At 68.6% G+C, this 24974-nt stretch carries 20 protein-coding genes; 14 read left to right on the top strand and 6 right to left on the bottom strand.

The genetic code is table 11. From position 1 onward, the window contains the following. Window positions 1-5 precede the first annotated feature (5 nt). Window positions 6-1778 (top strand): SulP family inorganic anion transporter, encoded by a 1773-nt coding sequence (locus E0H75_RS20640; RefSeq protein WP_238163158.1) that lies wholly within the window; start codon window positions 6-8, stop codon window positions 1776-1778. 92 nt (window positions 1779-1870) lie between these two features. Continuing rightward, window positions 1871-4225, top strand: a complete 2355-nt coding sequence (locus E0H75_RS20635; RefSeq protein ID WP_131515204.1) for an arylsulfatase — start codon at window positions 1871-1873, stop codon at window positions 4223-4225. A gap of 7 nt (window positions 4226-4232) precedes the next feature. On the opposite strand, the gene E0H75_RS20630 is transcribed toward E0H75_RS20635, so the two are convergent. From E0H75_RS20630 to E0H75_RS20620, 3 genes are read right to left on the bottom strand one after another with little or no spacing between them, the layout of a single operon-like run. After that, window positions 4233-4901, bottom strand: coding sequence for a GAP family protein (locus E0H75_RS20630; RefSeq protein ID WP_131515203.1), 669 nt, complete (start codon window positions 4899-4901; stop codon window positions 4233-4235). A 14-nt stretch (window positions 4902-4915) separates the two neighbouring features. Further along, the gene (locus tag E0H75_RS20625) at window positions 4916-5395 is read right to left on the bottom strand and encodes a hypothetical protein (RefSeq protein ID WP_131515202.1); all 480 of its coding nucleotides are present in this window, start codon (window positions 5393-5395) and stop codon (window positions 4916-4918) included. Window positions 5396-5410: 15 nt separating this feature from the next. Then, a complete protein-coding gene (locus E0H75_RS20620) occupies window positions 5411-5911 on the bottom strand; it encodes a DUF1269 domain-containing protein (RefSeq protein ID WP_131515201.1) in 501 nt (166 codons plus the stop codon). Between the two features lie 212 nt (window positions 5912-6123). On the opposite strand from E0H75_RS20620, the gene E0H75_RS20615 reads away from it, so the two are divergent. The 6 genes from E0H75_RS20615 (at window position 6124) to E0H75_RS20595 (ending at window position 9863) form a co-directional block, all read left to right on the top strand. Then, window positions 6124-6423: a hypothetical protein gene (locus tag E0H75_RS20615; protein WP_165553886.1), complete on the top strand. Its 300-nt coding sequence runs from the start codon at window positions 6124-6126 to the stop codon at window positions 6421-6423. 12 nt (window positions 6424-6435) lie between these two features. Next, window positions 6436-7746: a hypothetical protein gene (locus tag E0H75_RS20610; protein ID WP_131515200.1), complete on the top strand. Its 1311-nt coding sequence runs from the start codon at window positions 6436-6438 to the stop codon at window positions 7744-7746. Between the two features lie 6 nt (window positions 7747-7752). After that, complete coding sequence (locus E0H75_RS20605; protein ID WP_131515199.1) at window positions 7753-8577, top strand: bestrophin-like domain; 825 nt, start codon at window positions 7753-7755, stop codon at window positions 8575-8577. A gap of 60 nt (window positions 8578-8637) precedes the next feature. Continuing rightward, complete coding sequence (locus E0H75_RS43140; RefSeq protein ID WP_165553884.1) at window positions 8638-8799, top strand: hypothetical protein; 162 nt, start codon at window positions 8638-8640, stop codon at window positions 8797-8799. A gap of 114 nt (window positions 8800-8913) precedes the next feature. Beyond that, window positions 8914-9357 carry a DUF7144 family membrane protein gene (locus tag E0H75_RS20600; protein WP_165553882.1) on the top strand — a complete coding sequence of 148 codons (444 nt, stop codon included), beginning with the start codon at window positions 8914-8916 and terminating at the stop codon, window positions 9355-9357. 23 nt (window positions 9358-9380) lie between these two features. Next, window positions 9381-9863: a DUF7144 family membrane protein gene (locus E0H75_RS20595; RefSeq protein ID WP_131515198.1), complete on the top strand. Its 483-nt coding sequence runs from the start codon at window positions 9381-9383 to the stop codon at window positions 9861-9863. Window positions 9864-9896: 33 nt separating this feature from the next. Here the strand turns inward: E0H75_RS20595 and E0H75_RS20590 are convergent, their stop codons facing one another. Next, entirely contained in the window at window positions 9897-10613 is a 717-nt protein-coding gene (locus tag E0H75_RS20590) for a hypothetical protein (RefSeq protein ID WP_131515197.1), read from the bottom strand. Between the two features lie 397 nt (window positions 10614-11010). On the opposite strand from E0H75_RS20590, the gene E0H75_RS20585 reads away from it, so the two are divergent. The 4 genes from E0H75_RS20585 (at window position 11011) to E0H75_RS20570 (ending at window position 17001) form a co-directional block, all read left to right on the top strand. Beyond that, entirely contained in the window at window positions 11011-13518 is a 2508-nt protein-coding gene (locus tag E0H75_RS20585; RefSeq protein WP_131515196.1) for a helix-turn-helix transcriptional regulator, read from the top strand. Between the two features lies 1 nt (window position 13519). Next, window positions 13520-14824: a cation:proton antiporter gene (locus E0H75_RS20580; RefSeq protein ID WP_131515195.1), complete on the top strand. Its 1305-nt coding sequence runs from the start codon at window positions 13520-13522 to the stop codon at window positions 14822-14824. 103 nt (window positions 14825-14927) lie between these two features. Then, entirely contained in the window at window positions 14928-15185 is a 258-nt protein-coding gene (locus E0H75_RS20575; protein ID WP_131515194.1) for a hypothetical protein, read from the top strand. A 124-nt stretch (window positions 15186-15309) separates the two neighbouring features. Continuing rightward, window positions 15310-17001, top strand: a complete 1692-nt coding sequence (locus E0H75_RS20570) for a SulP family inorganic anion transporter (RefSeq protein ID WP_131515193.1) — start codon at window positions 15310-15312, stop codon at window positions 16999-17001. Here the strand turns inward: E0H75_RS20570 and E0H75_RS20565 are convergent. Continuing rightward, a complete protein-coding gene (locus tag E0H75_RS20565) occupies window positions 16995-17579 on the bottom strand; it encodes an HD domain-containing protein (protein WP_131515192.1) in 585 nt (194 codons plus the stop codon). The genes E0H75_RS20570 and E0H75_RS20565 overlap by 7 nt on opposite strands. A gap of 176 nt (window positions 17580-17755) precedes the next feature. Between E0H75_RS20565 and E0H75_RS20560 the strand changes: the two genes are divergently transcribed. Together E0H75_RS20560 and ligA are read left to right on the top strand one after the other, a co-directional pair. After that, window positions 17756-18664, top strand: coding sequence for an NADP-dependent oxidoreductase (locus tag E0H75_RS20560; RefSeq protein WP_131515191.1), 909 nt, complete (start codon window positions 17756-17758; stop codon window positions 18662-18664). A gap of 39 nt (window positions 18665-18703) precedes the next feature. Continuing rightward, window positions 18704-20701 (top strand): NAD-dependent DNA ligase LigA, encoded by a 1998-nt coding sequence (gene ligA, locus E0H75_RS20555; protein WP_131515190.1) that lies wholly within the window; start codon window positions 18704-18706, stop codon window positions 20699-20701. Between the two features lie 200 nt (window positions 20702-20901). On the opposite strand, the gene E0H75_RS20550 is transcribed toward ligA, so the two are convergent. Next, complete coding sequence (locus E0H75_RS20550; RefSeq protein WP_202873074.1) at window positions 20902-24720, bottom strand: S8 family serine peptidase; 3819 nt, start codon at window positions 24718-24720, stop codon at window positions 20902-20904. Window positions 24721-24974: the final 254 nt, after the last annotated feature.

Here is a 24974-nt window from a genome sequence, read left to right as displayed (position 1 = left end):
CGAACGTGGCCGACGACGGCAAGCACCCGGCGATCAGTCCGCCCGGGTGGCAGGAGTACGTGCCTGGTGTGGGGCTGGCCAGGTCGTACGAGCGGGCGTGGCTGCCCAAGGACATCGTCGCCGGCCTGGTCCTGTCCGCGCTGCTGGTGCCGCAGGGGATGGCGTACGCCGAGCTGGCCGGTCTGCCCGCGGTAACTGGGCTCTACACCTCGATCCTGTGCCTGCTCGGCTACGCCGTCTTCGGGCCGTCCAGAGTGCTGGTGCTCGGTCCCGACTCGTCCCTGGGCCCGATGATCGCGGCAACGATCGCGCCGCTCCTGCTCGCCAACGGTGACCCCGCCCGGGCGGTCGCGCTCGCCTCGATGCTGGCGGTGATGGTCGGCGTGGTGATGACCGTCGCCGGCCTGGCCCGGTTCGGGTTCGTGGCGGACCTGTTGTCGAAGCCGACCCAGATCGGCTACATGAACGGGCTCGCGCTGACCATCGTGATCGGTCAGTTGGCCAAGCTGTTCGGGTTCTCGGTCGATGCCGACGGGCTGGTGGCCGAGGCGCGCGCCTTCTTCTCGGGGCTCGCCGACGGCGAGGCCAACGCGACGGCCGCGGTCCTCGGGGTGTGCTCGCTGGCCGGCATCCTGTTGCTGAATCGGTTCATGCCCAAACTGCCGAGCGTCCTCATCGTCGTGGTGCTGGCCGCCATCACGGTCAGCGCGTTCGACCTCAAGTCCCATGACGTCGACACGGTCGGCGTACTCCCCCAGGGTTTCCCGCCCTTCACGGTCCCGGCGGTGAGCTGGGGCGATCTGCCGCCGCTGTTCGTCGGGGCGCTCGCCATCGCCGTCGTCGCGCTCGCCGACACGATGTCGACCGCATCGGCGTTCGCCGCCCGCCGGGGCGATCGGGTGCGCGGGAACCAGGAGATGGTCGGCATCGGTGCCGCCAACATCGCGGCCGGGTTCTTCCAGGGCTTCCCGGTCAGCACCAGCGGGTCCCGCACCGCCGTCGCCGAGCAGGCCGGTTCCCGGTCCCAGGTGACCGGCATCGTCGGCGCCGCGATGATCACCGTGGTCCTGGTCTTCGCCACCTCGCTGATGCAGTACGTGCCGCAGCCGACCTTGGGCGCGATCGTCATCGCCGCGGCGCTTTCGCTGGCTGACATCGCCGGCACGCGCCGGCTGTGGCATCAGCGCCGGACCGAGTTCTGGCTGTCCATCATCGCGCTGCTCGGCGTGGCCTTCCTGGGTGTACTGCCCGGCATCCTCGTCGCCGTGGGCCTGTCCATCCTCAACGTCTTCCGGCGCACCTGGTGGCCGCACACGGCCGAGCTCGGTCGGGTCGAGGGAATCGCCGGCCTGCATGACACCGAGAGCTACCCCGGCGCAGAACTCCTGCGTGGTCTGGTCGTCTACCGCTTCGACGCGCCGCTGATCTTCGCGAACGCGCGGATGTTCAGTGACAAGGTCCGGGAGACCGCTACCGACGATCCGAGCCTGCAATGGATCATCGTCGCCGCCGAGCCGATCACCGACGTCGACACCACGGCCTCCGACATGCTGCAGGAGCTGGACGCCTGGCTCAACGCCCGCGGGGTGTCCCTGGTCTTCGCGGAGATGAAGGATCCGGTGCGCAAGAAGATCGAGCGGTACGAACTCACCCGCACGATCAACCCGGCGCACTTCCACCCGACGCTCGACGCGGCCGTCGCCGAGTACGTCCGGCAGACCGGCGCGAGCTGGCGCAGTCCGCAGCCGGAGGCTGACGACGAGGGCTCGCGGCGGTGAGCCGGTTCATCCCTTCGGGGTGACGACTCGCGCTCGGGGGTTTGACCAAACTCGGCAGAAAGAAACTGCCCCCGCGAGAAGAGGACGACGTCATGCCTGCGCAGTTCCGAGGATCGATCAATGTCGACATTCGCGACTCCGAACCGGATTGGTCGCCGTTCGAACCACCGAGGGCACCGGACGGCGCCCCGAACGTCGTCTACATCGTGCTGGACGATGTCGGCTTCTCGGCGATGAGCTGCTACGGCGGCCCGATCGAGACGCCCAACATCGATGCGATCGCGGGTCGCGGGGTGCGCTTCACCCAGTGGCACACGACGGCGCTGTGTTCGCCGACCCGGTCGTGCCTGCTCACCGGCCGCAATCACACCCGCAACAGCATGGCCTGCATCACCGAGGCGGCGATCGGATTCCCGAACGCGAGCGGGACGATCCCGCCCGAGAACGGGATGCTGTCGGAGATCCTCGGCGAGCGCGGCTGGAACACCTACATGGTGGGCAAGTGGCACCTGTGCCCGACCGACGAGATGAACCTCGCGTCGACCCGCCGCAACTGGCCGACCGGCCGGGGCTTCGAACGGTGGTACGGGTTCCTCGGGGCCGAGACCAACCAGTGGTACCCCGACCTGGTCTACGACAACCACCCGGTCGACCAGCCGCGTTCCCCGGCGGAGGGCTACCACCTGACCGACGACATCACCGACAAGGCGATCGAGTTCATCCAGGACGCCAAGGCGATCGCTCCGGAGAAACCGTTCCTCCTCTACTACGCACCTGGCGCCTGCCACGCACCGCACCACGCGCCGAAGGAGTGGATCGAGAAGTTCGCCGGCCGCTTCGACCAGGGGTACGAGGCGATGCGGGAAGAGACACTGGCCCGCCAGAAGAAGCTCGGCCTGGTACCGGAGGACACCGAACTGCCGGCGCTGAACCCGATCGGCACACCCCAGACGCGCACCGGCCCGGACCACCAGCCGTACCCGGAGCTGGACTACACCCGTCCGTGGGACACGCTGAACGCCGACGAGCAGCGCCTGTTCGCCCGGATGGCCGAGGTGTACGCCGGATTCCTCGGGCACGCCGACCACCACGTCGGCCGGCTGCTGGCCTACCTGGAACAGACCGACCAGTTGGACAACACCCTGGTCATCGTCGTGTCCGACAACGGCGCGAGCGGCGAAGGCGGTCCGAACGGCTCGGTCAACGAGATGAAGTTCGCCAACGGGATCCCCGACGATCTGGCCGAGAACCTCGCCAAGCTCGACGAGCTGGGTGGGACGAGGACGTACAACCACTACCCGAACGGCTGGGCGATGGCCTTCAACACACCGTTCAAGATGTGGAAGCGGTACGAGTTCAACGGTGGCACCGCGGACCCCTGCATCATCTCGTGGCCGCAGGGCGCCCAGGCACGCGGTGAGCTCCGGCACCAGTACCACCACGCGATCGACATCGTCCCGACGATTCTCGACGTACTCGGCGTCGAAGCCCCGGAGACGATCAAGGGACATACCCAGAGCCGCTTCGACGGGATGAGCATGCGCGCCAGCGTCGACGACGCATCCGCCGCGTCCGGACGCAAGACACAGTTCTACTCGATGCTCGGATCCCGGTCGATCTACCACGAAGGCTGGAAGGCTGTCACCACCCACCCGACCGTGTCCGGCTGGGCCAACTTCAACGCCGACGAATGGGAGCTGTACCACGTCGACGTCGATCGATCCGAGGTCAAGAACCTCGCGGCGGAGCAACCGGAGAAGCTGCGCGAACTGGTGAACATGTGGTTCGCGGAGGCCGGAGCGAACAACGCGTTCCCGCTCGACGACCGCTCGGCACTGGAGATCCTCGGCACGCCACGACCGCAGCTCACCGCTGCGAAGGACCGGTACGTGTACTACCCGGACACCGCCCCGGTGTCGGAGTGGCAGGCGGTCAACACCCGCAACCGCTCCTTCACGATCGGCGCAGTGGTCGACATCCCGGCGCCGGGAGCCGAAGGCGTGCTGTTCGCGCTGGGTGCCAGGTTCGGCGGCCATGCGCTGTATGTGAAGAACAACCGGCTGCACTACGTGAACAGTTTCGTCGGCGCGATCGAGCAACTGGTCGTCGGGACGAAGGACATCCCGACGGGTGAGAACCTGATCCTGTCGGCCTCCTTCGAGAAGCAAGGAATGGATCCCGACGCCGCGACCGGAACACTCTCGCTCTTCCACGGGGACGAGAAGGTCGGCGAGGCACAGATCAAGACCCAGCTCGGAGCCTTCGCCATCGCAGGTTCGGGCCTGTACATCGGCCGGCACAACGGCGAGCCGATCACCGACGACTACCCGGGCGAGCCGCCGCACCACTTCACCGGCGGCACGATCAACCGGGTCGCGGTCGACGTCAGCGGCGAGCCGTACCTGGATCTCGAACGCGAGGCCGCCCTGATGCTGATGCGCGAGTAGGGACCGGCTAGAAGCTCCCGATCCCCTTGCCGATCATGACCACACCGATGACGAGGAGAAGGACCGCCATCACGACGGCGTTCTCCCGGACCAGCCACTCGCGCAGCGTCTCGAGTGGCTGGGCCATTCGGTCGGCGGCCGCAAGGTAGGCGATGACGGGCACCGCGACGGTACACGCGGCGATCACCGTGAAGACGGCGATGACGACAACGATCTGACCGTTGCCGAGGTTGCTGCCACCGATCGCGATGCCCGCACCGGCCGCCATGATGAGGTTCTTGGGGTTCAGCGCCGAGAGGAGAAAGCCGAGGCCGGCGCCCTTGACCGGGGTCAGGGTGTCGATGGCCGACATCCATTTCGGCAACTCGGGCGCCTGACCGTGTGGACGGCCCCGCCATTGTCTGGCGGCCAACAGGATCAGCAGCAGGCCGAGGACGAGTTTGATCGTGCCCTGGACCGGATTCGAGGCGTCCGGGTCGTTCTCGGGCAGAACCGCGGACAGCAACGTGAAGGCGACGGACGCGACGATGATCCCGGCGATCCAGCCGATGAGGAACCCGACGCTGGTTGCCTTCGCCTTCGGCGACAGCAGCATGAGGATCGCCGCGATGATGGGGATCGGGCTGATCGCGACGCCCAGGGCCAGGGGAAGGATCTCGCCGATCACGCCACCCATACCCACTCCTGCGCTCAGCTCGCCGGACAGCTCTGTTTCAGCGTTGTGGCGAACGACGAAGCCGCGGTGCCGACTTGTGCGAGCGCCGTACCGATCGCCGGAGCCTTCTCCCTCAGGGTGTCCGCGGTCAGGCCACTGGCCGCGGTCTCCAAGCCTGAGAACGCCGTCTTCACACCCTCGACGGCGGGTTGCAGATTGGCCGAGGCCGAGGCCGCCGCGGCGTCCAGGCTGGTCTTGACGCCGGCCATGGCGGTGTTCAGCGCGGTGAGACCGTCCTGCAACGGCTGCACGTTCATGAGGGTGTCCAGCGACGACTTCAGAGCCGTCGCGGCAGCGCAGTCCGCCGACGGCTCCCCCGTTGCCTGCGGCGCCGCAGTCGGTGACGGAGCCGTCGTACCCTGTGTCGAGCTGTCGCTGCAGGCCATCGGTACGACTAGCAGGGCAACGGTCGCCAGCGCGGCGACGACGGATCGACGGACCCCGGTTCGCAGCATGGCCTGTGCTCGCGACTACTTGGCGGCCTTCTTGACCTCCGTCGCACTGTCCGCGTCGACCTCGTGCTTGGTCACCTTGTCCGCATGCGACAGGGCCTTGTCGACATCGGTGACCCAGGTCTCCTCGAACAGTGCCACGATGCCGGAACTGTTGAGCGGCAGGGTGTCTTCGAGGTCGGCCTTGATCGCCTTCTTCTCCCGGTGGGACTTGAGGCCTCCGATACCGAGGCCCGCACCCGCACCGACCACCGCACTCGCCAGCAGGCTGGGCGGGAAGATGAGGCCGAGTACCGCACCGCCGACCGCGCCCCACGCCGCACCCTTCGCCGCCGTGTGGAAATCGTCGTCGACGTTGATCTTGCCGTCGGTGCCGCGGCTGACCAGGACGAGTCCGTCGACCTTGATCAGATCGTCCGAGGCGGCTTGCTTGATGGCGTCCCAGTCACCTTGGGCTGCCTCCGAGTTCGTGTACGCGGCGATGTACAGGTCGACTGGGGCGTTCTTGTCAGATCCCACGGGTCTCTCCTCCGGATCAGGCGACCGCGACCGCGCGGTCCGACGTACCTGTCGCCCTCACCTTTCCTCCGGCCCCGGCGGAAAGCCTCACCCCGGGCGGACTAGGTCGTGAGCGGTGAGCCGCGCTGGGTCGATTCACCCCGCACGGATGATGCTCAGCCTCAGCCCCGCGCGCAACGATCCAAGTCGACCGAGTGCGCGAAAGGACAGACATGGGGTGTTTCTTCGCCTTGTTCGCCGGGATCTTTCCGCGGCTCGGCCTGTTGATCGTCTGGATCGCGCGCCCCAAGCTGGTGGACGCCGCCTTCGACTCATGGTTCTGGCCGCTGCTCGGCATCATCTTCCTTCCGTTCGCGACGCTGATGTACGTCGTCCTGTACACGGGCGGCGGCCTGAACGGCTTCGACTGGTTCTGGATCGTCCTCGCCGGGCTCCTCGACGTCGCCCACTGGGGCGCCGGCTGGACCCAGCGCCGCCAGGCCCCCGGCTACCCAGGCACCGTCCAGGCGTGAGGAGGCGCAGGCATGTCTGTCCCAGACTCCACCCCGTCCGGTGGTCCAGTGAGCAGCGTGCCCGTCGAGGCGACTGAGTCGAAGCGGCCGTCCAGGGGGCGTACGGCCGCGGTGATCGTCTGCCTGGTGCTGGCGGCGTTGCTGACGACGCCGGCGGCGATCGCCTACTGGGGACAGCGCACGCTGAACGACACCACGCGCTACGTGAACACCGTCGGCCCTCTGGTGAACTCGCCGGAGGTGCAGAACGCCATCGCCACCAAGGTCACCGACACGATCCAGGATCAGGTCGACATCGAGGCGCTCCTCAACGACGTGTTCTCCGGTGTCATCACCGACCGGCCGCGGTTGCAGCGACTGGTCGGACCGCTGTCCGGCGCGATCAACAGCCTGATCGACCGCCAGGTCCGGGAGTTCCTCGCGTCCGACGCGTTCGCCGACCTGTGGACGGCCGCCAACACCAGAGCCCAGCAGACCCTCCAGCGCGTGCTGAGGGGTGATCAGACCGGCGCCGTCTCGCTGCAGGGTGAACAGATCGTCCTCGATGTCTCCCAGGTCATCGACCAGGTCAAGCAACGCCTGGTCGACCGGGGACTCACCATCCTGCAGAACGTGCCCATCCCTGACGTCGACAAGCAGATCGTGTTGGTGGAAGCGCCTCAGGTGAAGCAAATGCGGACGATCTACGCGTTCGCGAACCCGGTGGCGCAGTGGCTGATCGTAGTGGTGGCGGCGCTCTATCTGCTCGCTCTGGTGCTCTCGCGCCGGCGTCCGCGGACGACGGTGATCATCGGTGCACTACTCGCGGGGAACGCGCTGCTGATCGCGCTGGCGCTGACCATCGGACGGCAGCTGTTCATCGACGCCCTGTCGGGTACGACGTTCGGTCCGGCGAGCGCGGTCTTCTACGACCAGCTGCTGTCCTACCTCGAGCGTGGCCGGCAGGTCTTCTTCCGGCTGGGTTTGATCATCATCGTGATGGGCTGGTTCGCGGGACCCAACAAGTCCGGCTCTGCCGTGCGCGGCGCCCTACGCGATGGTTTGGAGGGTATCGGCGGAGCCCTGGCCGACGGCCCGGTCGGCACCGCGGGCCGATGGGTCGCGGTCAACGCCCGGTGGTTGCGCGTGGTCATCGGCTTCGTCGGCGCCGTCGTACTGCTCTGGGGCAACAACATCTCGACGTCCCGCTTGTTCTGGTCGCTCGCACTGGTGGCCCTGTTGCTGATCGTCGTGCAGGTCCTGGTCGGCGCCGGCCGGGCGACGACCGCCTCCCGTCCCGTCCCACCGCCCGAAGCCCAAGCTGTACCCGGAACCGCGAACTAGCGGCGCATGAACATCGTCTGGGCCCTGGTGATCACGGTCCTCACGACCGCGGTCACCGTCACCGCAATGCTCTTCGTGCGCAGGCGGGCGCCGCAGGGCAGCTACTTCAGTGACGGTGACCGCGCCTCGGGTGTCTTCGGTGTGCTGGCCACCGGGTTCTCCGTGCTGCTCGGTTTCATCATCTTCTTGTCGTTCACGTCGTACGACCAGTCGCGGGCCGGCGCCGAGTCCGAGGCGACGATCGTGGCGCAGCAGCTTCAGACGGCGCAGTTCCTGCCCGTCAACGCCCGGACGGACCTCACCGGCGAGCTGATCTGCTACGCCCGGTCCGTCGCCGGGGTCGAGTGGAACGCGGTGAACACCGGCACGCTCGGCAACTCCGTCAACCCGTGGGGTGTGGAGATGTTCCGGACGATCTCGGCCGTCGATCCGCGAACTCCGGTCGAGCAGTCGGCGTACGACCGGTGGATGGACCAGACCGCCGACCGCGAACAGGCACGCATCGACCGGGTGCACGGCGCGGAGGGGATCATCCCGACGCCGTTGTGGCTGGTCCTGTCGGTGATCTCGGCGGTGATCTTCGTGTACCTGCTGTTCTTCGCCGACCCGGGCGAGCGCGCGGTGACGCAGGGCGTCCTGATGGGCAGCGTGACGGTGGTCATCACCCTGATGCTGTTCCTGCTGGTGTTCTTCGACCACCCGCACGGTGACGGGGTGGGCAGGCTGCAACCGACGGCGATGGAGCGAACCATCAGCCTGATCGATTCCCAGACCAAGTTGATCGGGCTCACTGTGACCCCTCCGTGCGATGATGACGGCAACCGGCGCTGACGAGCGGCCCGAGCACGGCCGCACCTGGCAGAGATCCACCTACAGATAGCGAGCAACTATGTGCTCACCGTCGTCCTGTACGCCGTGGTTTTGTTCTTCGCCGGGATGAGCACCAAGATCGCCGGCCGCCGGCTGCGCTGGATCCTCCTCGGGGTCGGCTGCCTCGTGTTCGTCATCGCCGTCGGCTGGATCGCCACCTTTCCGGTCAGCGTCGAGATCTGAGCGGGCGCTCGTCCCCTGGGGATGATGCCGCGGCCGGGGTGCTGGGTCAGCCTGGTGCCATCTCCGCTGCGGCGGAACGGTTCGATCACGACGTGCACAAGGGAGTGAACGACAGTGGCACAAGGGGCTGCAGCATCGCAGTACGAAGGCGCGAGCGAGTCACACGAGGTCAGCGGCTGGGCGGTCGGCTTCATCCTGTTCGCCGGCGTCATGATGGTGATGTCCGGAGGCTTCCAGGCATTTTCCGGCCTGGTGGCGCTCTTCGAGAACGAGTTCTACGTATCCACCCGCAACTACTTGTTCCAGTTCGACGCGACCGCCTGGGGCTGGATCCACCTGCTGTTCGGCATCGCGGTACTGCTGGCCGGACTCGCCGTCATGGCGGGACAGACCTGGGCGCGGGTCGTGGGCATCATCCTGGCCGTGCTGAGTGCACTGGCCAACTTCACCTTCATCCCGTACTACCCGTTCTGGGCGCTGACCATCATCGCCATCGACATCTTCGTCATCTGGGCGCTGGCCGTCCACGGTCGCGATCTCCACGATGCCAGAGCCTGACGGCCGATTCAGAGGAGACCGAGATGGCTGAGAAGAGAGGTGGGGGCGTGCTGGCCGGCATCGTCGTGTTCGCCGGCTCGCTGCTCGTGGTGATCGGAATGGTCAACGTCTTCCAGGGATTCATCGCCCTGTTCAACGACGAGCGCCTGGCCATGACGCGGAACAACCTCATCGTTGTCGACACGACCGGCTACGGCTGGGTGCTGCTCATCTCCGGGCTGCTCATGCTCGGTGTGGCAGCGGGCCTGCTCGCGGCGCAGACGTGGGCCAGGTTCGCGGCCATCGTGCTCGTGTGCCTGCACGCGGTGACGCAGATCGCTTGGCTCGGCGCATACCCGGTCTGGTCGCTGCTGATGATCGCGCTGGACGTCGTCGTACTGTTCGCCCTGACCGTCCGGTGGTCCGACGTACGCGAGCGGATCGGCGGGCAGGGCGACGTGGACTGGAACGAGCAGGAAGAGATCCAGCTCTCAGCCACCAAGCAGCGCATCCCCCCGATGGCCTGAGTGACGGCGCGGCGCCCCAGCTGGGTCCTTGACTCAGCTGGCTCGGCGCCGCGCATCGTCGACGTACGGAAGCGGGTTGCCGGATGCTCGTGCGCCGGACGCGAGCCAGGCCGCGAGTCCGTCCGGAGAGCGCCGATGGAGCTCGTCGAGGTACTGCTGACGCTTCTCGACGACGGACAGGCGCTCCGCAGCCGTCGGGGCGGTCTCCAGCAGGCGGAAGCTCCGGCGCCAGGCCAAGCACAACGCCTCGTCGCCGAGCGAGCCGAGGTCCGGCGCCGCCTTGGCCGCAGGACCGTCGGCGAGCGGCGTCACGGAGTCGCGAGGTGTCGTCGGCTCCGGCCGTACGACGAGACGATCCCCCTTGGCCTTGCGTCGCGCCTGGACGAGCGAGGTGAGAGCCGGCGTGGTCACTGCCAGGATCACCACGACCAGTACGCCCGCGACCTTGGCGACCGCGATCAGGCCCACGGCGGCCGGCGTCATCAGCCCGGCACCCACCGTGACCCGGACGACCCTGGCCACCGCGACCCGTCCGTCCCCTCCCCACATCGACGAGGCGACGACGGCTGTCGCCATCGCAACGACGACCACACTGATGACGACCCCGACCAGACCCCAGGCGGCGATCGCGCAAACAAGCCCGATGGTGGTGGCCAGGTAGACACACCACGACCGGATCGTTCGGCTCGTGCCGCGGGATGTGCCGGGATCGGGTAGATCGGCGCCGGATGACCGCCTCAGCTCGCTCACGTTCTCAGTCCTTTGCCCCGGTTCTCGATCGCGTTCTTCCGCCATCGAGCTCAGCGTCAGCATGCACCGGGCCGACCGGACCCCGCCTCCTCCTGCCAGGGTGAAACGAGTCCGGCGGTGGCACGCGTCGGCCCGCCTCACCCCTGAGGGGTGAGCTACCGCCGCCGGTCCTGAGGCAGCATGGGCAGGGTCGACGAATATCGGTGTCATCCCGTCTCGAAATCTGCGGTGAAACCACCGCGCACCGTCCCGTCGAACACTCGTGGGGTCCATCGCCGGGAGGGGATACATGCCGGGCGGTCAGCAAGCAGGGGACGGGCGCGGACGTCGCTTGATCCCGATACACAACCAGGAGCAGACGGTCCGGCCGGGACCGTCTGCGATCCCCTGGCGCACGGTGGTGCGCCAGCGCCTGCTGGACCTGGTGAGCCAAGGAGTACAGCGCCCGCTGACGCTTGTCAGCGCGCCCGCGGGCTTCGGGAAGACGATTCTGCTGTTCTCGTGGGAGGCACTCGGCACCTGGGCCGGCCCGGTCAGGCACATCACTGTGGACGCGGCCGGCGAGCAGTCCGCGGCTTCGCTGCAGGCCGTCCTCGACGGCCTCCACCTGAGGGGTTCCGCCGCTGCCGAGGAGCCCGCGCTGGTCCTCGTGGTCGACTGCGGCGACCTCACCCTCGCATCGGAGCTCTGGGACAGCGTCGATCGCCTCATCCGCGGCACTGCCGGCGTACGCATCGTCCTGCTGACCCGCGCGGATCCGCCGCTACCGCTCTATCGTTATCGGCTGGCGGGCACCGTGACGGAGATCCGCGCCGCCGACCTGGCCTTCACGGTCGAGGAGGCCGCGGGCCTGATGCGGCACGAGAACCTCGAGCTGACGCCGGCCGAGGTGGCAGAGCTCTGGGCCAGGACGGACGGCTGGCCGGCGGGTCTGACGTTCGCGGCGATGAATCTGGCCGGGAAGGCCGACACCGCACAGGCCATCCGGGAGTTCCGCGGCGATGTGGGGAACGTGGCGGCGTTCCTGATGACCGAGGTACTGCAGACGCAGCCCTCCGCGCTGCGCGACTTCCTGCTCCGGACCTGCATCGTCGACCAGCTCTGGCCCGCGCTGGCCGAGGCGCTGACGGGTCGCGTCTGTGACCGCCGGTCGCTGGAGTTCCTGTCCCACGGGAACGCGTTCACCCAGCCGGTTCCCGGGACCGACGACTGCTACAGCTACCAGTCGCTGTTCCGGGAGTTCCTGCGGGCCGAGCTGTTGTTCGAGCGACCGGCTCTGGTCCCAGAGCTTCACCGCACCGCCGCCGACTGGTTCGCGCAGAACGGGCAGCGGCTGACGGCGGTCCGCCACGCCATCACGGCGGGACAGTGGGGCGACGCGGCCCGGTATCTGGTGGAGGACTTCGACTTCGCGCAGCTCCTCGCCGGTCGCCAACGGCAGCTCCTGAGAGGGCTGGTCGCCGACCTTCCCGACGACCTCGAGGGAGCGGATGCCGAGGTGGTGCGGGCCGCTCGAGCACTCGCGGAGTTCGACGTCGACCTGTGTACGGCGGAACTGCGCAAGGCTCGAGGCAGCCTCGACCAAGGTGTCCCGCCTCGGACACCTGCGCACGAGCTGTCGATCACTGTGTTGCACGCGATCTGTGCAAGCCTCCAGGCCGACGTCACCACGGCGCTGGACGCCGCACTCGCCGCCGAAGCCGGCCTCGCCGCGTCGGTGGGATCGAGGGCCTTCCATCCGGAGCTGAGGCTACTCGTTGCCGGATGCAAAGGCCGGGTCCTGCTCCAGTGCGGAGACTTCCCTGGCGCCGCGGAGGCGTTCGCCGAGGCGATCGCGATGGCCGACGAAGCCGGTCTGTCCGAGGCCTTGGCCGACGCCTCGGGGATGGCCGCGCTGGTGGAGGCCGTGTGGGGCCACCTGCGGCGGGCCGGCGAGCTCGCGGCACAGGCCGCCGCGCCGACGGCGTCCGGGGCTCGCCTGGATGAGCCCCAGTCGGCGATCGTGGCCCGAGCCTGGGTGAGTGCGGACCAGGGTGAGCTCACGGCAGCCCGGGACCTGGTGCATCGCGCCGCGAGCGCCGTACCGACGTTCGATGTCCGGGTTATCGGCGCCTTCGCGGCCCTGGTCCGGGCCAGAGTGCTGCGAGCCGGAGGAGATGCCGACCTGGCCCGTGCGGAGCTGAAGGCGGCCGCCAACAGCTATCGCGCCGGAACCGACGACTGGCTCGGCCAGCTCCTCGTCGTGGACGAGGCGAAGATTCTCGTCGCGCAGCACCGGCCGCATGAGGCCAGGGCGGTGATCGAGCACTCCCCCGGCCGCGACCAGGTCGAATCGATCCTGGTGCTGCAACGGGCGGCGACCGAGGCCGGTGAACGGGGTCCAGCGCTGCCGTCTCCGGTCACGCAGCGCGCGACCTCCCTGGAGACCCAGATCGACAGCTGGCTGGTGCAAGCCGCGGAGTCGATCAGAACAGGTGAGTCCGGCCGGAGCGACCTCCATGTGGAGCGCGCCTTGCGACTGGCCGCACCCGAGCACCTCCGCCGGCCGTTCTCGGACGCGCCGCGACCACTGCGCAAGTTGCTCCAGCCGACCGGCGAACTGATGCGGCGTCACGCCTGGCTCCGAGCGCCGGGAACAGGACATGACGGTACGGCGGCCCCGTCGGGCCGGCGCGAGTACGAACTCGTCGTCACCATCACCTTGAGCAGCAAGGAGCACGAGGTGCTGGAGTACCTCGCCGAGCTGCTGACCACCGAAGAGATCGCCAGCATCATGTACGTCTCGGTCAACACGGTGCGCAGTCACGTGCGGAGCATCCTGCGCAAGCTGAGCGCGTCCCGGCGCAACGAGGCCGTACGGCGAGCATGGGAGCTGGGTCTGCTCCCCCCACGCCCCGAGGCCTGAGGTGACAGAGGGCACGTTCGCGGCACTCGCGCTTCTCGTCCTCGGGTGGGCAGTGATCTCGGATCTCCTGGCCCGCTTGAACATCACCGGTCCGCTGGTGTTCGCTGTCGCCGGCTATGCGCTCGGCAACCCTGACTGGGGGCCTCTCTCCGTCGACGTCGAGGCCCCGTCCGTCCATCTGCTCGCGGAGCTGACGCTGGCACTGCTGTTGTTCTCCGATGCCGCCAGAGTCAACGTCTCACGGCTGAAAGAAGACATTCGCCTGCCGGGCCGCCTGCTAGCGCTCGGCCTTCCCTTGTCCGTGATCCTGGGATCGCTCCTGGCCGCGTGGTTCTTCGACGATTTCACCTGGGCACTCGCGGGCTTCGTCGGCGCCACGCTGGCTCCGACCGACGCTGCTCTCAGCGCCCAGGTGATCAACGATCGCCTGATCCCCATGCGTTTACGGCGCGCACTCAACGTGGAAAGTGGACTCAACGACGGCATCGTCACACCGGTCGTCACGTTCACGCTGGCTGTCGCCGCCGGCCAGTTCGGGATCGAAAGTCACGACAGCACCGCCGACCACGGCGGTGGCGCGCTGCTCGAACTCGTCGTCGGGCTCATCGCCGGCCTTGCGGTCGGGACAGTAGGTGCCTGGCTCTTGACAGTCGGCTCAGGCCGGCAGTGGATGACGACGGGCGCACGGCGACTCGGAACACTTGCGGCCGCACTCAGCAGCTTCGCCCTCGCCGTCACGTTCGGCGGCAACGGATTCATCGCGGCGTTCGTGGCCGGTATCGCCTTCAGAGCAGCGCTCGACGAGCAGACGATCGACGCGGACACCGCCGTCGAGCTACCGGAGCTGCTCGGCGAGGTCCTGGCCTTCGCCGTCTGGTTCCTCTTCGGAGCCGCGCTGGTACCGATTGCCCTTCACAACTTCGACCTCACGCTCCTCGCGTACGCCGTCCTGAGTCTGACTGTCGTCCGCATCGTTCCGGTCGCCGTGTCCCTGCTCGGCGCGGGTCTGGACCGCACGACCGTTGTCTTCGTGGGATGGTTCGGGCCGCGCGGCCTGGCATCGGTGGTGTTCGCGCTGCTGGCGGTCGAGCAGCTCGGCGAGATCGCGGTCGTCGAGCGGGTCGTCGCCGTTGTTGCGCTCACGGTGTTCCTGAGCGTCGTACTCCACGGTGTCACGGCCGGTCCGCTCGGACGCCGCTACGTGCACCTCGAGCAGGCCGACGAAGACCAGAGCGGCGGACCCCGATCCCGCCGTACGCCGAGAGGTCTGCGCAGCCCCGACGCCCTTCGCAGCGACCAGCCGTGACCACGGCACGGGCCCGGTGTCGGGTTCGCCTGCGCGGGGTTATAGTCGGCGTGCTGGAATTCGGTGACCACCACGCCGCATGCGAAGCAGAAAGTCTAAAATCATGGGCTTCCAGCCCAGCGACGGAATCGATCGGCCCCGGACCGACGACCCCGAGACGGCCGCGCTCAGAGAGCAGGCCACCGGCGTACTCGCCGCGTATCACCAGATCGAGCTGGCCGAGGCGGGCATGCTGCTGATCGTGCTGGCCGAGTATCTCGACTGCTCTGTCGATGCTTTGGCCGCCGAGGTACTGCGCACGGCCGACGAACCACCTCAGTCCGGCGACTTCTCTCCGGAACGAAGCGGCACATCGGAGTAGCTGCTCGTCCGCCCGGATCGTCCTGCCGGGATGAGGTCGCAGCGGTGGCCGATCCCTAGGCTCGACAGCGCCGGGACAGGATGAGGCCCTTCTGGATCAGGCCTTCTGAAGGAGGCGACCCGACGTGGGCGCACATCCCGTACGCCGTTGGCTGCGGTCGGAGCGGCCGAACGTGCGCGCCGATGTGGTCGCCGGACTGCCGGGCGCGATCAGCAGTGTGCCGGACGGGATGGCAGCCGCGGTACTCGTCGGCGTGAACCCGATCCACGGCCTGTATGCGTGTTTCGCCGGTCCGGTCGCAGGCGGGCTGTCGTCGAGCACGCGGCTGATGGTGATCACCACGACCACGGCGGCGGCGTTGGCGGCCGGGTCGGCCTTGTCGGACGTGGATCCCGCGGACCGGCCGGACGCCCTGATCCTGCTGACGCTCATCGCCGGTGTGGCGATGATCCTGGCGGGGGTCGCGAAGCTCGGGCGCTACACGCGGTTCGTGTCGCACTCGGTCATGATCGGCTTCCTGACCGGGATCTCGGTCAACATCTTCTGCGGCCAGATCTCCGCCCTGACCGGCGCGCAGGCCAGTGGCGGATTCGCGCTGGCCAAGGCGGTCGACGTCGTGACCCATCCGGCGCGCATCGACATCCCGTCCCTGCTCGCAGGGCTGGGAGCGCTCGGCATCCTGGCCGGCCTGTCCCGGACCCGGCTGGCTCCGGTCGGCGCACTGGTCGCGCTGGTTGTCCCGACCGCGGTGGTGATACTCGCCGGTGCCGATTCGGTGGCACGGGTGGAGGACGTCGGGGAGATTCCGCCCGGCATTCCGTTGCCGGACCTGCCGAACCTCAGCCTGCTGTCGTTCTCTCTGGTGACCGGTGCGCTGGCCGTCGCGGCCATCGTCCTCGTCCAGGGCAGTGGGGTCGCCGAGGCCGCACCCAACCGGGACGGATCGGTCTCGAACGCGAACCAGGACTTCATCGCCCAGGGCGTGGGCAATCTCGCGGCCGGCTTCTTCCGCGGTCAGCCGGTCGGCGGTTCGGTTGGCCAGACCGCTCTGAACCAGACAGTCGGGGGCCGCACCCGGTGGGCTCCGATCTGTGCCGGTCTGTGGATGCTGGTGATCCTCGCCGCCTTCTCCGGCGTGGTCGGAGTCGTCGCCATGCCGACCCTGGCCGCCGTACTCATCTTCGCCGCCGTCGGTTCGCTCCGGCTGGGTGAGCTGAAGACGATCATGCGCACCGGCCACACCTCGCAGATCGCGATCGTCTCGACGTTCCTCGCGACCTTGTTCCTTCCGGTCGCCGCCGCTGTCGGGCTCGGCGTGACGCTGTCGCTGCTGCTCCAACTCAACCAGGAGGCGATGGATCTCAAGGTCGTCGAACTGAAGCCCGCCGGCGACGGCCGGTGGACCGAGCACCCGGCCTCCGAGCGGCTGCCGAGCCATCAGACGATCGTGCTCGATGTGTACGGCAGTCTGCTCTACGCCGGATCCCGCACCCTCGGCGCCAAACTGCCTGATCCGGCCGGCGCCGAAGCACCCGCCGTCGTCCTGCGGCTCCGGGGCCGGACCTCCGTCGGCGCGACCTTCGTCAAGGTCCTGGCCGACTACGCCGCCGCCCTGCACACCGCGGGCGGCCGCCTGTACCTCAGCGGCGTGGACCACGGCCTGGCCGAACTGCTACGCCGTACCAACCGAGTCGACGTCTCCGGCCCGGTCACCGTCTTCGAGGCCGGCGAACTGGTCGGAGAATCGACCGAAAAGGCCCGCCACGAAGCGGAAACCTGGGCAGTTGCCCACCGCACCAATACCCCGGATCAGTGAGCGTCGAGAGGGTTGCCGGCGATTCTCTTGGCGAGGCCGGACTGGATTGCGCGGGCGGCGGAGCTGGTGGGCTTTCGGTCGGCCTGGGCCTGGAAGCAATTGAGGAACTCGGGGGTGAGGCCGAGGCGCGGATGTTGCTGGAGTACTTCGGCCCGGAAGGCGGGAGTGAAGTCGTCGAGGTTCTTTCCGACGATGTCCACCGCCGCGGCGCGCGACATCAGGTGGCCTTCGGGATCGTCGGCCGCGTCGACGTCCAGCCACATGTGCCTGACGATGACTTCGCCGAGGCGTTCGCGGCGTTCCGTCGGCCAACCGGCACCCGTGGCGAACACCCGCGCGACGTGGCCGCTCGCCTCCTCGAACGAGACGGTGTGGCTGTCGAACTCCGGCACCAGGCTGAGGTCGTGGAACATCGCGGCCGCGAACAACAACTCGGCGTCGTACTGGATGCCCTGCTGCGTGCCGTACGTAGCCGCCCACACATAGACGCGGTGCGAATGGCTCAGCATCGCGGGTGACAGATACGCGGAGGCGACTTCCAAAGCCGCTGACGACGCGGCCGTGCCGGGAATAATCATGCTTCGACGGTACGGCGCGACCGGACCGCACCACTGGTCCAATCCGGCACAACGGTCATGGGCCATCCACCGCAGAAGCGGCCCATCACCTCTACCCTCAAATGGCCCACCGATGGCGGACCAACAGAGCGTACGGTCGAGGTCGGACCATCACAACGACTACCGCAAGGATCGTCATGCGTGCCATCACAGCCCAGGACCGCGCCGCCGGCGTCGCCGGCTTGACCCTGACCGATCTCCCCCATCCGCACGCTGCGGAGAACGACGTCATCGTGCAGGTGCACGCCGCCGGCTTCACCCGTGGCGAGCTGGACTGGCCGGGGACGTGGACCGACCGCGCCGGCCGTGACCGCACGCCAACGGTCCCCGGCCACGAAGTGTCGGGGGTCGTCGCCGAGCTCGGCTACGGCACCACCGGGCTGACGATCGGCCAGCGGGTCTTCGGACTGACCGACTGGCTCCGCAACGGCACCCTCGCGGAGTACACCGCCGTTGAGGCCCGCAACCTTGCCCCGCTCCCCACAGACGTCGACCACGTCACCGCGGCCGCTCTGCCGATCTCCGGTCTGACGGCTTGGCAGGCGCTGTTCGACCACGCCCAGCTGAAGGCTGGCCAAACCGTCCTCATTCACGGAGTCGGTGGCGCCGTCGGTTCCGTCGCCGCACAGCTGGCCCGCGATACAGGTGCCCACATCATCGGCACCGGCCGAGCCTCCGACCAGGCCATGGCCTCCGATCTGGGCGTCCACGCCTTCCTCGACCTCGACGGCGATCGCCTCGAGGACGCCGGGGCGGTCGACGTCGTACTCGACGTGATCGGCGGCGACATCCGCGACCGCTCCACCGCGCTGCTGCGCCCCGGCGGCACCCTGGTCACCATCGCCGATCCGCCCACCGTCCACCCGCAGGACGGCCGGGCCATCTTCTTCGTCGTCGAGCCCCATCGCGAACAGCTGGCCCAGCTGGCGAACCGTCTCCACGAGGGCCGGCTCGTCCCCCTCGTCAGCGCCGTCCGACCTCTGGCCGACGCTCCCAAGGCCTTCACCGAACGCGGCAGAACGATCATCCAGATGACCACGGACTGATCCGACGGTTTGTCCGAGCGCGCCGGTAGTGTCCTGCCCGTGGACGTTGGGGAGCGCATTCAGGAACTTGCCGATCAGATCGTCGTACTGCGGGACGCCTACTACCGCGGTTCTCCGTCGGTGGCCGACGCGGAGTACGACGCGATCGAGGACGAGCTGCGGACGCTGATCGACGCCAACCCGCAGCTGGCGCCCGACCCGAACCCGTTGGAGCAGGTGGGTGCGCCCGCGGTCCTGCACGCGCCGATCCGGCACTCGCGGCCGATGCTCTCGCTGGAGAAGGCGACGCGGCCCGAACAGGTCGAGGCCTTCTTCAGTCGCTTCCCCGGCCAGCCGGTGGTGGTCATGCCGAAGCTGGACGGGCTGTCACTGGCCCTCGTCTACGAGAACGGGCGTCTGGCACGAGCGATCACCCGCGGCGACGGGACGACCGGCGACGACGTGACTCCGCTCGTGCGGGCGCTGGCGGACGGAGTCCCGGACCGGCTCGACGTACCGCACCGCACGGAGGTTCGCGGCGAGGCGGTCATGTTGCGCTCCACCTTCGCCGCCTACAACGCCGCCCACCCGGACAAGCCACTGATCAACCCACGAGGCGCTGCCGCCGGCACACTCCGCGCCAAGGACCCGGCCACCGTCGCCGAACGGCGCCTGCAGTTCCTGGCCTTCGACCTGCTCGGCGACCGCGACAGCGCCGACGCCGACCTCGAGCGCGCCCTGCAGACGATGGGATTCACCGTCGCCGACATGCGCCACTGCGACGACGCGGCCGCGGCGCAGGCGGTGATCGCCACGATCGAGCAGCAACGCAACGAGCTCGACTACGACCTGGACGGCGCCGTACTGCGGTTGGCCGACCGCGACGCCTTCTCCGCGGCCGGCACTCGCTCCAGCTCGCCACGCGGCGCCCTGGCGTACAAGTTCGCCGCCGAGGAGAAGACCACCGTGCTGGCCGACGTGGTCTGGGACGTCGGCAAGACCGGGAAGATCGCGCCGGTCGCCTGGCTGGAGCCCGTCTTCGTCGGCGGTACGACGGTCACCCGCGCGACGCTGGCCAACCAGGAGGTCATCCGCGCCCGCGGCATCAAGATCGGTGACACGGTCCTGGTACGCCGTGCCGGCGACGTCATCCCGTTCGTTGCCGGCGTCCTCGATGAGTCCAAGCGCACCGGCGCGGAGCGGGACATCGTGCCGCCGTCCGTGTGCCCGTCGTGTCAGCAGCCCCTGATCGAGCAGGGAAACAGCCGCGAGCTGTTCTGCACGAACGTCGCGTGCCCTGCCCAGACAGTACGGCGACTGATCCATTGGGCGTCCCGCGCGGCCGCCGACATCGACGCCATCGGCGGGGTCTGGATCGAGCGGCTGGCCGAGGCGGGCATCCTCGAAAACCCGTCTGACTTCTACCAGCTGAGCGCTGAACGGCTGCTGGAGTTCGATCGCATCGGCGACATCTCGGCCGCCCGCATGATCGAGTCGATCGACGCCAGCCGCCAGGTCGGCCTCCGCCGGGCGATGATCGGTCTCGCGATCCCGATGGCCTCCGAAGGCACCGCGGCCAGGCTGTGCCGCGCGGGATTCGCTTCCCTGGAAGAGGTTGCCGACGCAGGCGTCGACGGGCTCGTCGCCGTCGACGACATCGGTCCCAAGGTCGCGGCCTCCCTGAGCGAGCACCTCATCCGGCTACGGCCTGAGCTCGAACGACTTCGTGCGGCCGGCGTCTCGCTCGACGTACGCGAAGAGGATCTCCCACCTGTCGTCGCGGCCGGCGCGCCGCTGGCCGGCAAGACAGTGGTCGTCACCGGCTCCATCAGCGACCCGCGCTCCGGCGAGAAGGTGGCCCGCCCGGCCTTCCAGCGACTCTGCGAGAAGGCCGGCGCCACCATCGCCTCGTCGGTCTCGGCCAGCACCGACTTCCTCATCACCGGCGCCGACGTCGGTGCCGCCAAACTCACCAAGGCCGAGAAACTCGGCGTCACCGTGGTCGACCAATCCGAGATCTGGCAGCAACTCCAAGCCGCCGACCTCCTCAACCGCTGACCCTCCAGGAGGCGACGTAGGTGAGAGGACTCTAATGCTCGCTTAAGGTTTCGCGGGGGTTTCCGTTGCTAGCTTCCGATGACCATCGGCAGAGACGGAAGACCGCGCCAAGTGGACGTCTGGAGTATTCGAGACCGGCTCGCTGCTTGCCCGCCTGGGGTGGACGATCCCGGCCGCTGCGGGCCGGGCTGAGCGGTGGGTCAGTACTTGAACTGCTGCAACTGCCGACCGTCGACGGACGGCACCCACCCGGTGCGGGTGTTCGGGTCCAGCTGCACCGCACGTTCGGTCTGCGCGTTGTACTCGCCGCCGAACGGACTACTGACGAAGTTCAACCCGGACACCACCGAGACCTGTTGGCCGGTGGCCAGATCGATGACCGCGAGCTGGCTGGTCGCGTTGCTGTCGGTGACAACTCCGCCGACACGGCCGAACTGTGACAGCACCGGCGGAGTGCGGAACGCGACCAGCCCGACGTGGTGCACGCTGTCGATCGCGAGGTACGCCGCCTGCTGCTGCCGGACCGGAATGGTCGGCGCCGCGGTCGTCATGGTGTCGCCGGCCAGCACGCTCATGCTGGTCGTCCCAACGATGTTCAGGCTGACCGAGCGGTACGACAACTGGTAGAGCCGGTCCGCCCCCTCGTCCAGCGCGAGGCCGTTGGCGCAGACGCTGCCCGAGTCCGACAGCCGCAGCGCGCCGGTGTCGAGGTCGACGCTCACCGCGGAGCCCGCCCCGCCACCGATGCAGATCAGGCTGCTGCTGGTCCGGGACAGGTACACCCTCCCGGTCTGCCGGTCGAGCTCGATCATCTTGAACCCACCCCGCACCGCACCCGGCGGATCAGCGTCGATCGCCGGACCCAGGGTGCCGCTCGCGACGGCGAGCGGGAGAACGACGTCGGTACCATCGTCGTTGCGCAAGGCAAGGATCGCTGCACGATGCCGGACGGCGTCGACGCGTCCGCCCCGAACCGTGTAGCCGTCCATGGCCGCCGTGGCGACGCGCTGCTTCGTGGTGGTGTTGTAGGTCTCCAGGGCCGAGCCGGTCGGCGAGAAGTGCAGGAGTACGACGCGGTGCGCCTGCGGATCAGCACCGAGGACCTGGTAGCCACCGTCCGGCGACGGATCGGTGGTGATCGTGCTGCCATAGGTGCCGGCCGCGGCGTCGTACTCCAGCACCGACTCTCCCCCGCCGGGCGTCCGCAGGGCGGCGTACGACGTACCCCCGGGCTGTGCCGTGAAGCTCGTCACCCTCCCGTCTCCGGGCGCGAGGCCGTCGTCGACGGTCAGCAGCGACGACGCGGACGCCTGGCCGAGGATCCGGCCGGATCGGTCGGTCCCGAAGACCCGGACGTTGTACGCCACCGAGCCGCCGAGACCGAGGTCGACCGCACTCAGGAACGCGATGCCCGAGAGGGCCGGAAGGCGTTGATACGCAACGGATCCCGCGTTGACTCCGTTCTGGTCGCGCGAGTCACCGTTGGCGTTGGTGAAGGTGTTGAGCGCGTTGTAGAGCGTCGGCGCGGGAGCGGAGAACTCGACCGCCGCTCCGGCCGCGCCCGGCACCGAGCGGACGTCGTACCGGAGCGAGAAGCGCGGCTCGGCGCGCCGGATCTCCAGCGTGTGGTGGGCTTGCGTACCGAGCGCCGGGGCCGGCGGCCGGTGGTCGGCCGTACCGCCGTCGACCCGAATCGCGGTGAACTCGCCGTACGTCGGCGAGCCGGCCGAACCGGTGACGGACCGCTGGACGATCCCGATGCCGTAGATCCCACCCCCGCCGACGAACGCGCTCGCCGGGATCACGACGTCGCCACTCAGATCGTTGAGTGGAGCAACGAACCCGGTGCCGAACAGCGGTGCGGTGAGCGGGTTCCAATGCCCGAGCGTGGACACCACGAGCTGCGGGTTGGACAGGTTCCGTACGCCGGTCAGGTCGTAGTGAGCCGTGACCGCGCTGCCCGCGCGGACAGTCGCCGGCGCGATGGGTGCCACCGCCTCGGCGTACGTCCCGTCCGTCGGTCCGACGGTGAGCGTCTTGGCCGCCGAGTCGACCACATGCTTGCCGTTGCGTACGTCGAACGTCACGCTGACGTCGCGATCCTGATCGGACACGACGGGCAGACCCGCGGCGCCGAGCAGCTCCGTCGGCGTCAGCCGGACCGCGGGTACGGACGAGTGGAACTCGTGGCCGTTGACGGTCAGCACATAGTCGGCCTTGCCGTTGGTCGCGCCAACGATGTCGGCGCCAATGGTGACCGGTCCGACAAGGCCTTCGCCGGTGCCGCCGGTCTGCAGGTCGATCCGGTCCGGCTCACTGGACTCGAGGAACGAACTGCCGAGGCCGCCGGTGACGACGCGGTGTGCGACCGACAGCCGCGCGATCCGGTGCTGTCCCTTGTGGTCGCGCAGCAGGTCGTTGACCGCGGCGGTGACATCGAGCTGCGGTCCGACGGTGACCTTCCGGTCCATCTGCGGCGGGGTAGCGACCGCACGACCGGTGCGTTCCAGCAAGGCTCGCACATCAGTCGGGCTGAGCCGGTGTCCCGTCAGTTCTGATGCCTGCAGTACGACGGCAGCGGCCGCGGCGACCATCGGCGCGGACGCCGACGTACCGCCGTTCAGTACGGGCATGACATCTTGCGCGGCCCCTCCCCCGGTGTGCTCGTACACCAGGATGCCGTCGCTGGGTGCGGACACGTTGAGGCGCGTGCCGAAGCCGGACGAGAACGTCGTGCCACCGTTGGTGCGCGTGGCCGCGAAGGTCGGGTTGTGCGACGGCGGCTCCGAAGCAATGTCGTCGAGCGTCGTGCCGCCGACGGCGATCGCACCACTGTCCGGGACCCGCGTCGGCGTGGTGGACTGCGCGACGTCGTCGATATCGGTCGCGGTCTCGTGGTGTGCGACCAGGTCGGTGGGTGTGCTGCCGCCGTCCGGACCGACCGCGGTCGGCGTGTAGAGCCGGGTGCCGTCGTTCGACGAGATGGTCACCACGATGTGGTATTGGTGCACGATCGTGCTGACCACGTTCCGGATCACCGGGTCGTCCTCGAGGTACCGGCCCGGGAAGCCCTGGGTGTCGGTGCCGAAGCCGAGGCTCGCCGTGATCACGTCCGGGCGCGGGGTCTGCCGGGCCGCGGCCAGCAACGCCACCGCGATCTGGTCGAACGTCGGCTCCTTCGGTACGACGAGCCGGTACTGCGCACCCGGCGCGATGCCGAGCAGATCGGTCAGACCGTCGCCGGTCGCCTCGGGGCGCTGCTTGTCGTGCGGCAGCGGTGCCATCACCCCGAAGTCGAGCAGCACCTCACCGAGTTGGGCGTCCTGGCCCTCGGTCGAGCCGACCGGGTCCAGCTTGCCGTCCGGCCCTGCTGTGTACGTCGGAATCAGCGGCATGGCCGGCAGGTCGAGGTAGCGCTGTCCGTCACGGACGATCGTGGTCGGGCCGTGGGAGCGGACGTAGTTGTCGCCCGCATCGGCCATCGCCTGGTCGGTGAGATCGCCGATGGAGACGTTCGTGATGATCTGGCCGGCACCTGGCAGTTGGCCGAACCGCTCCTGCAGCGTGCTGAAGGCGCCGACCGCGTTCGTACCTCCGGCGTTGAGGAAGCTCTGCGCGGAGGAGGTCAGGCCGTAGTTCGTCGGCAGGGCCGACGGCAGGGTCTTGGCCGCCGTTGGAGTCGCCGCCTTGCGAGCCGCACTGACCGCCTCCGCCGGCACGGGCTTCGGGCCGGTCGACATCGCCGAGACACGCTGCTCGGGGTGTGCGGTCTGCTGTGCGAAGGTGGCGCGCACCGCCTCGTCCGTGGGAGCCCAGTCGCCGCCGACTGCCGCCGTACCGTCCGGGACCAGGATCGTCGTACGGCCGAGAACGTTGCCGTGGGCATCGGTCCGGGTAGCTGCGCCGTCCGGATCGAGGGCGATGTGACCGCCGTCCGGCATCGACACCTGACGGGACGGACCGGGTCCTGGCGGTGCCGCCGCGGCCGGTCCGGCGACCAGCGAGCCGGCCAAGGTCACAGCGGTCAGGAGGCAAACAAGCAGACGGCGGTGCGGAAGGGCGGAGGGCACGACGGCCCCTTTCTCCGTGGCGGTAGGAGGAGTGCTGGACAATTACGCACCACCCACGGCGACCCACCACACCAATTGACCGAAACCCGCCACTGGCAATTCCCCGCCACCCCGGCCAGACGCCTGCGCACTGTCCGTAGTCGGTGACTGACACTCGGGGATCGTCCGGTTGGATCAGCAATTTGCTCGTGTCGGGGCCGGGT

Origin of the sequence: Kribbella capetownensis, assembly GCF_004331485.1 — a bacterium.
In the GTDB taxonomy this organism is placed as follows: domain Bacteria; phylum Actinomycetota; class Actinomycetes; order Propionibacteriales; family Kribbellaceae; genus Kribbella; species Kribbella capetownensis.
The sequence above is the reverse complement of the archived record's forward strand: the minus strand, read 5'-3'. Positions and strand labels throughout refer to the sequence as shown.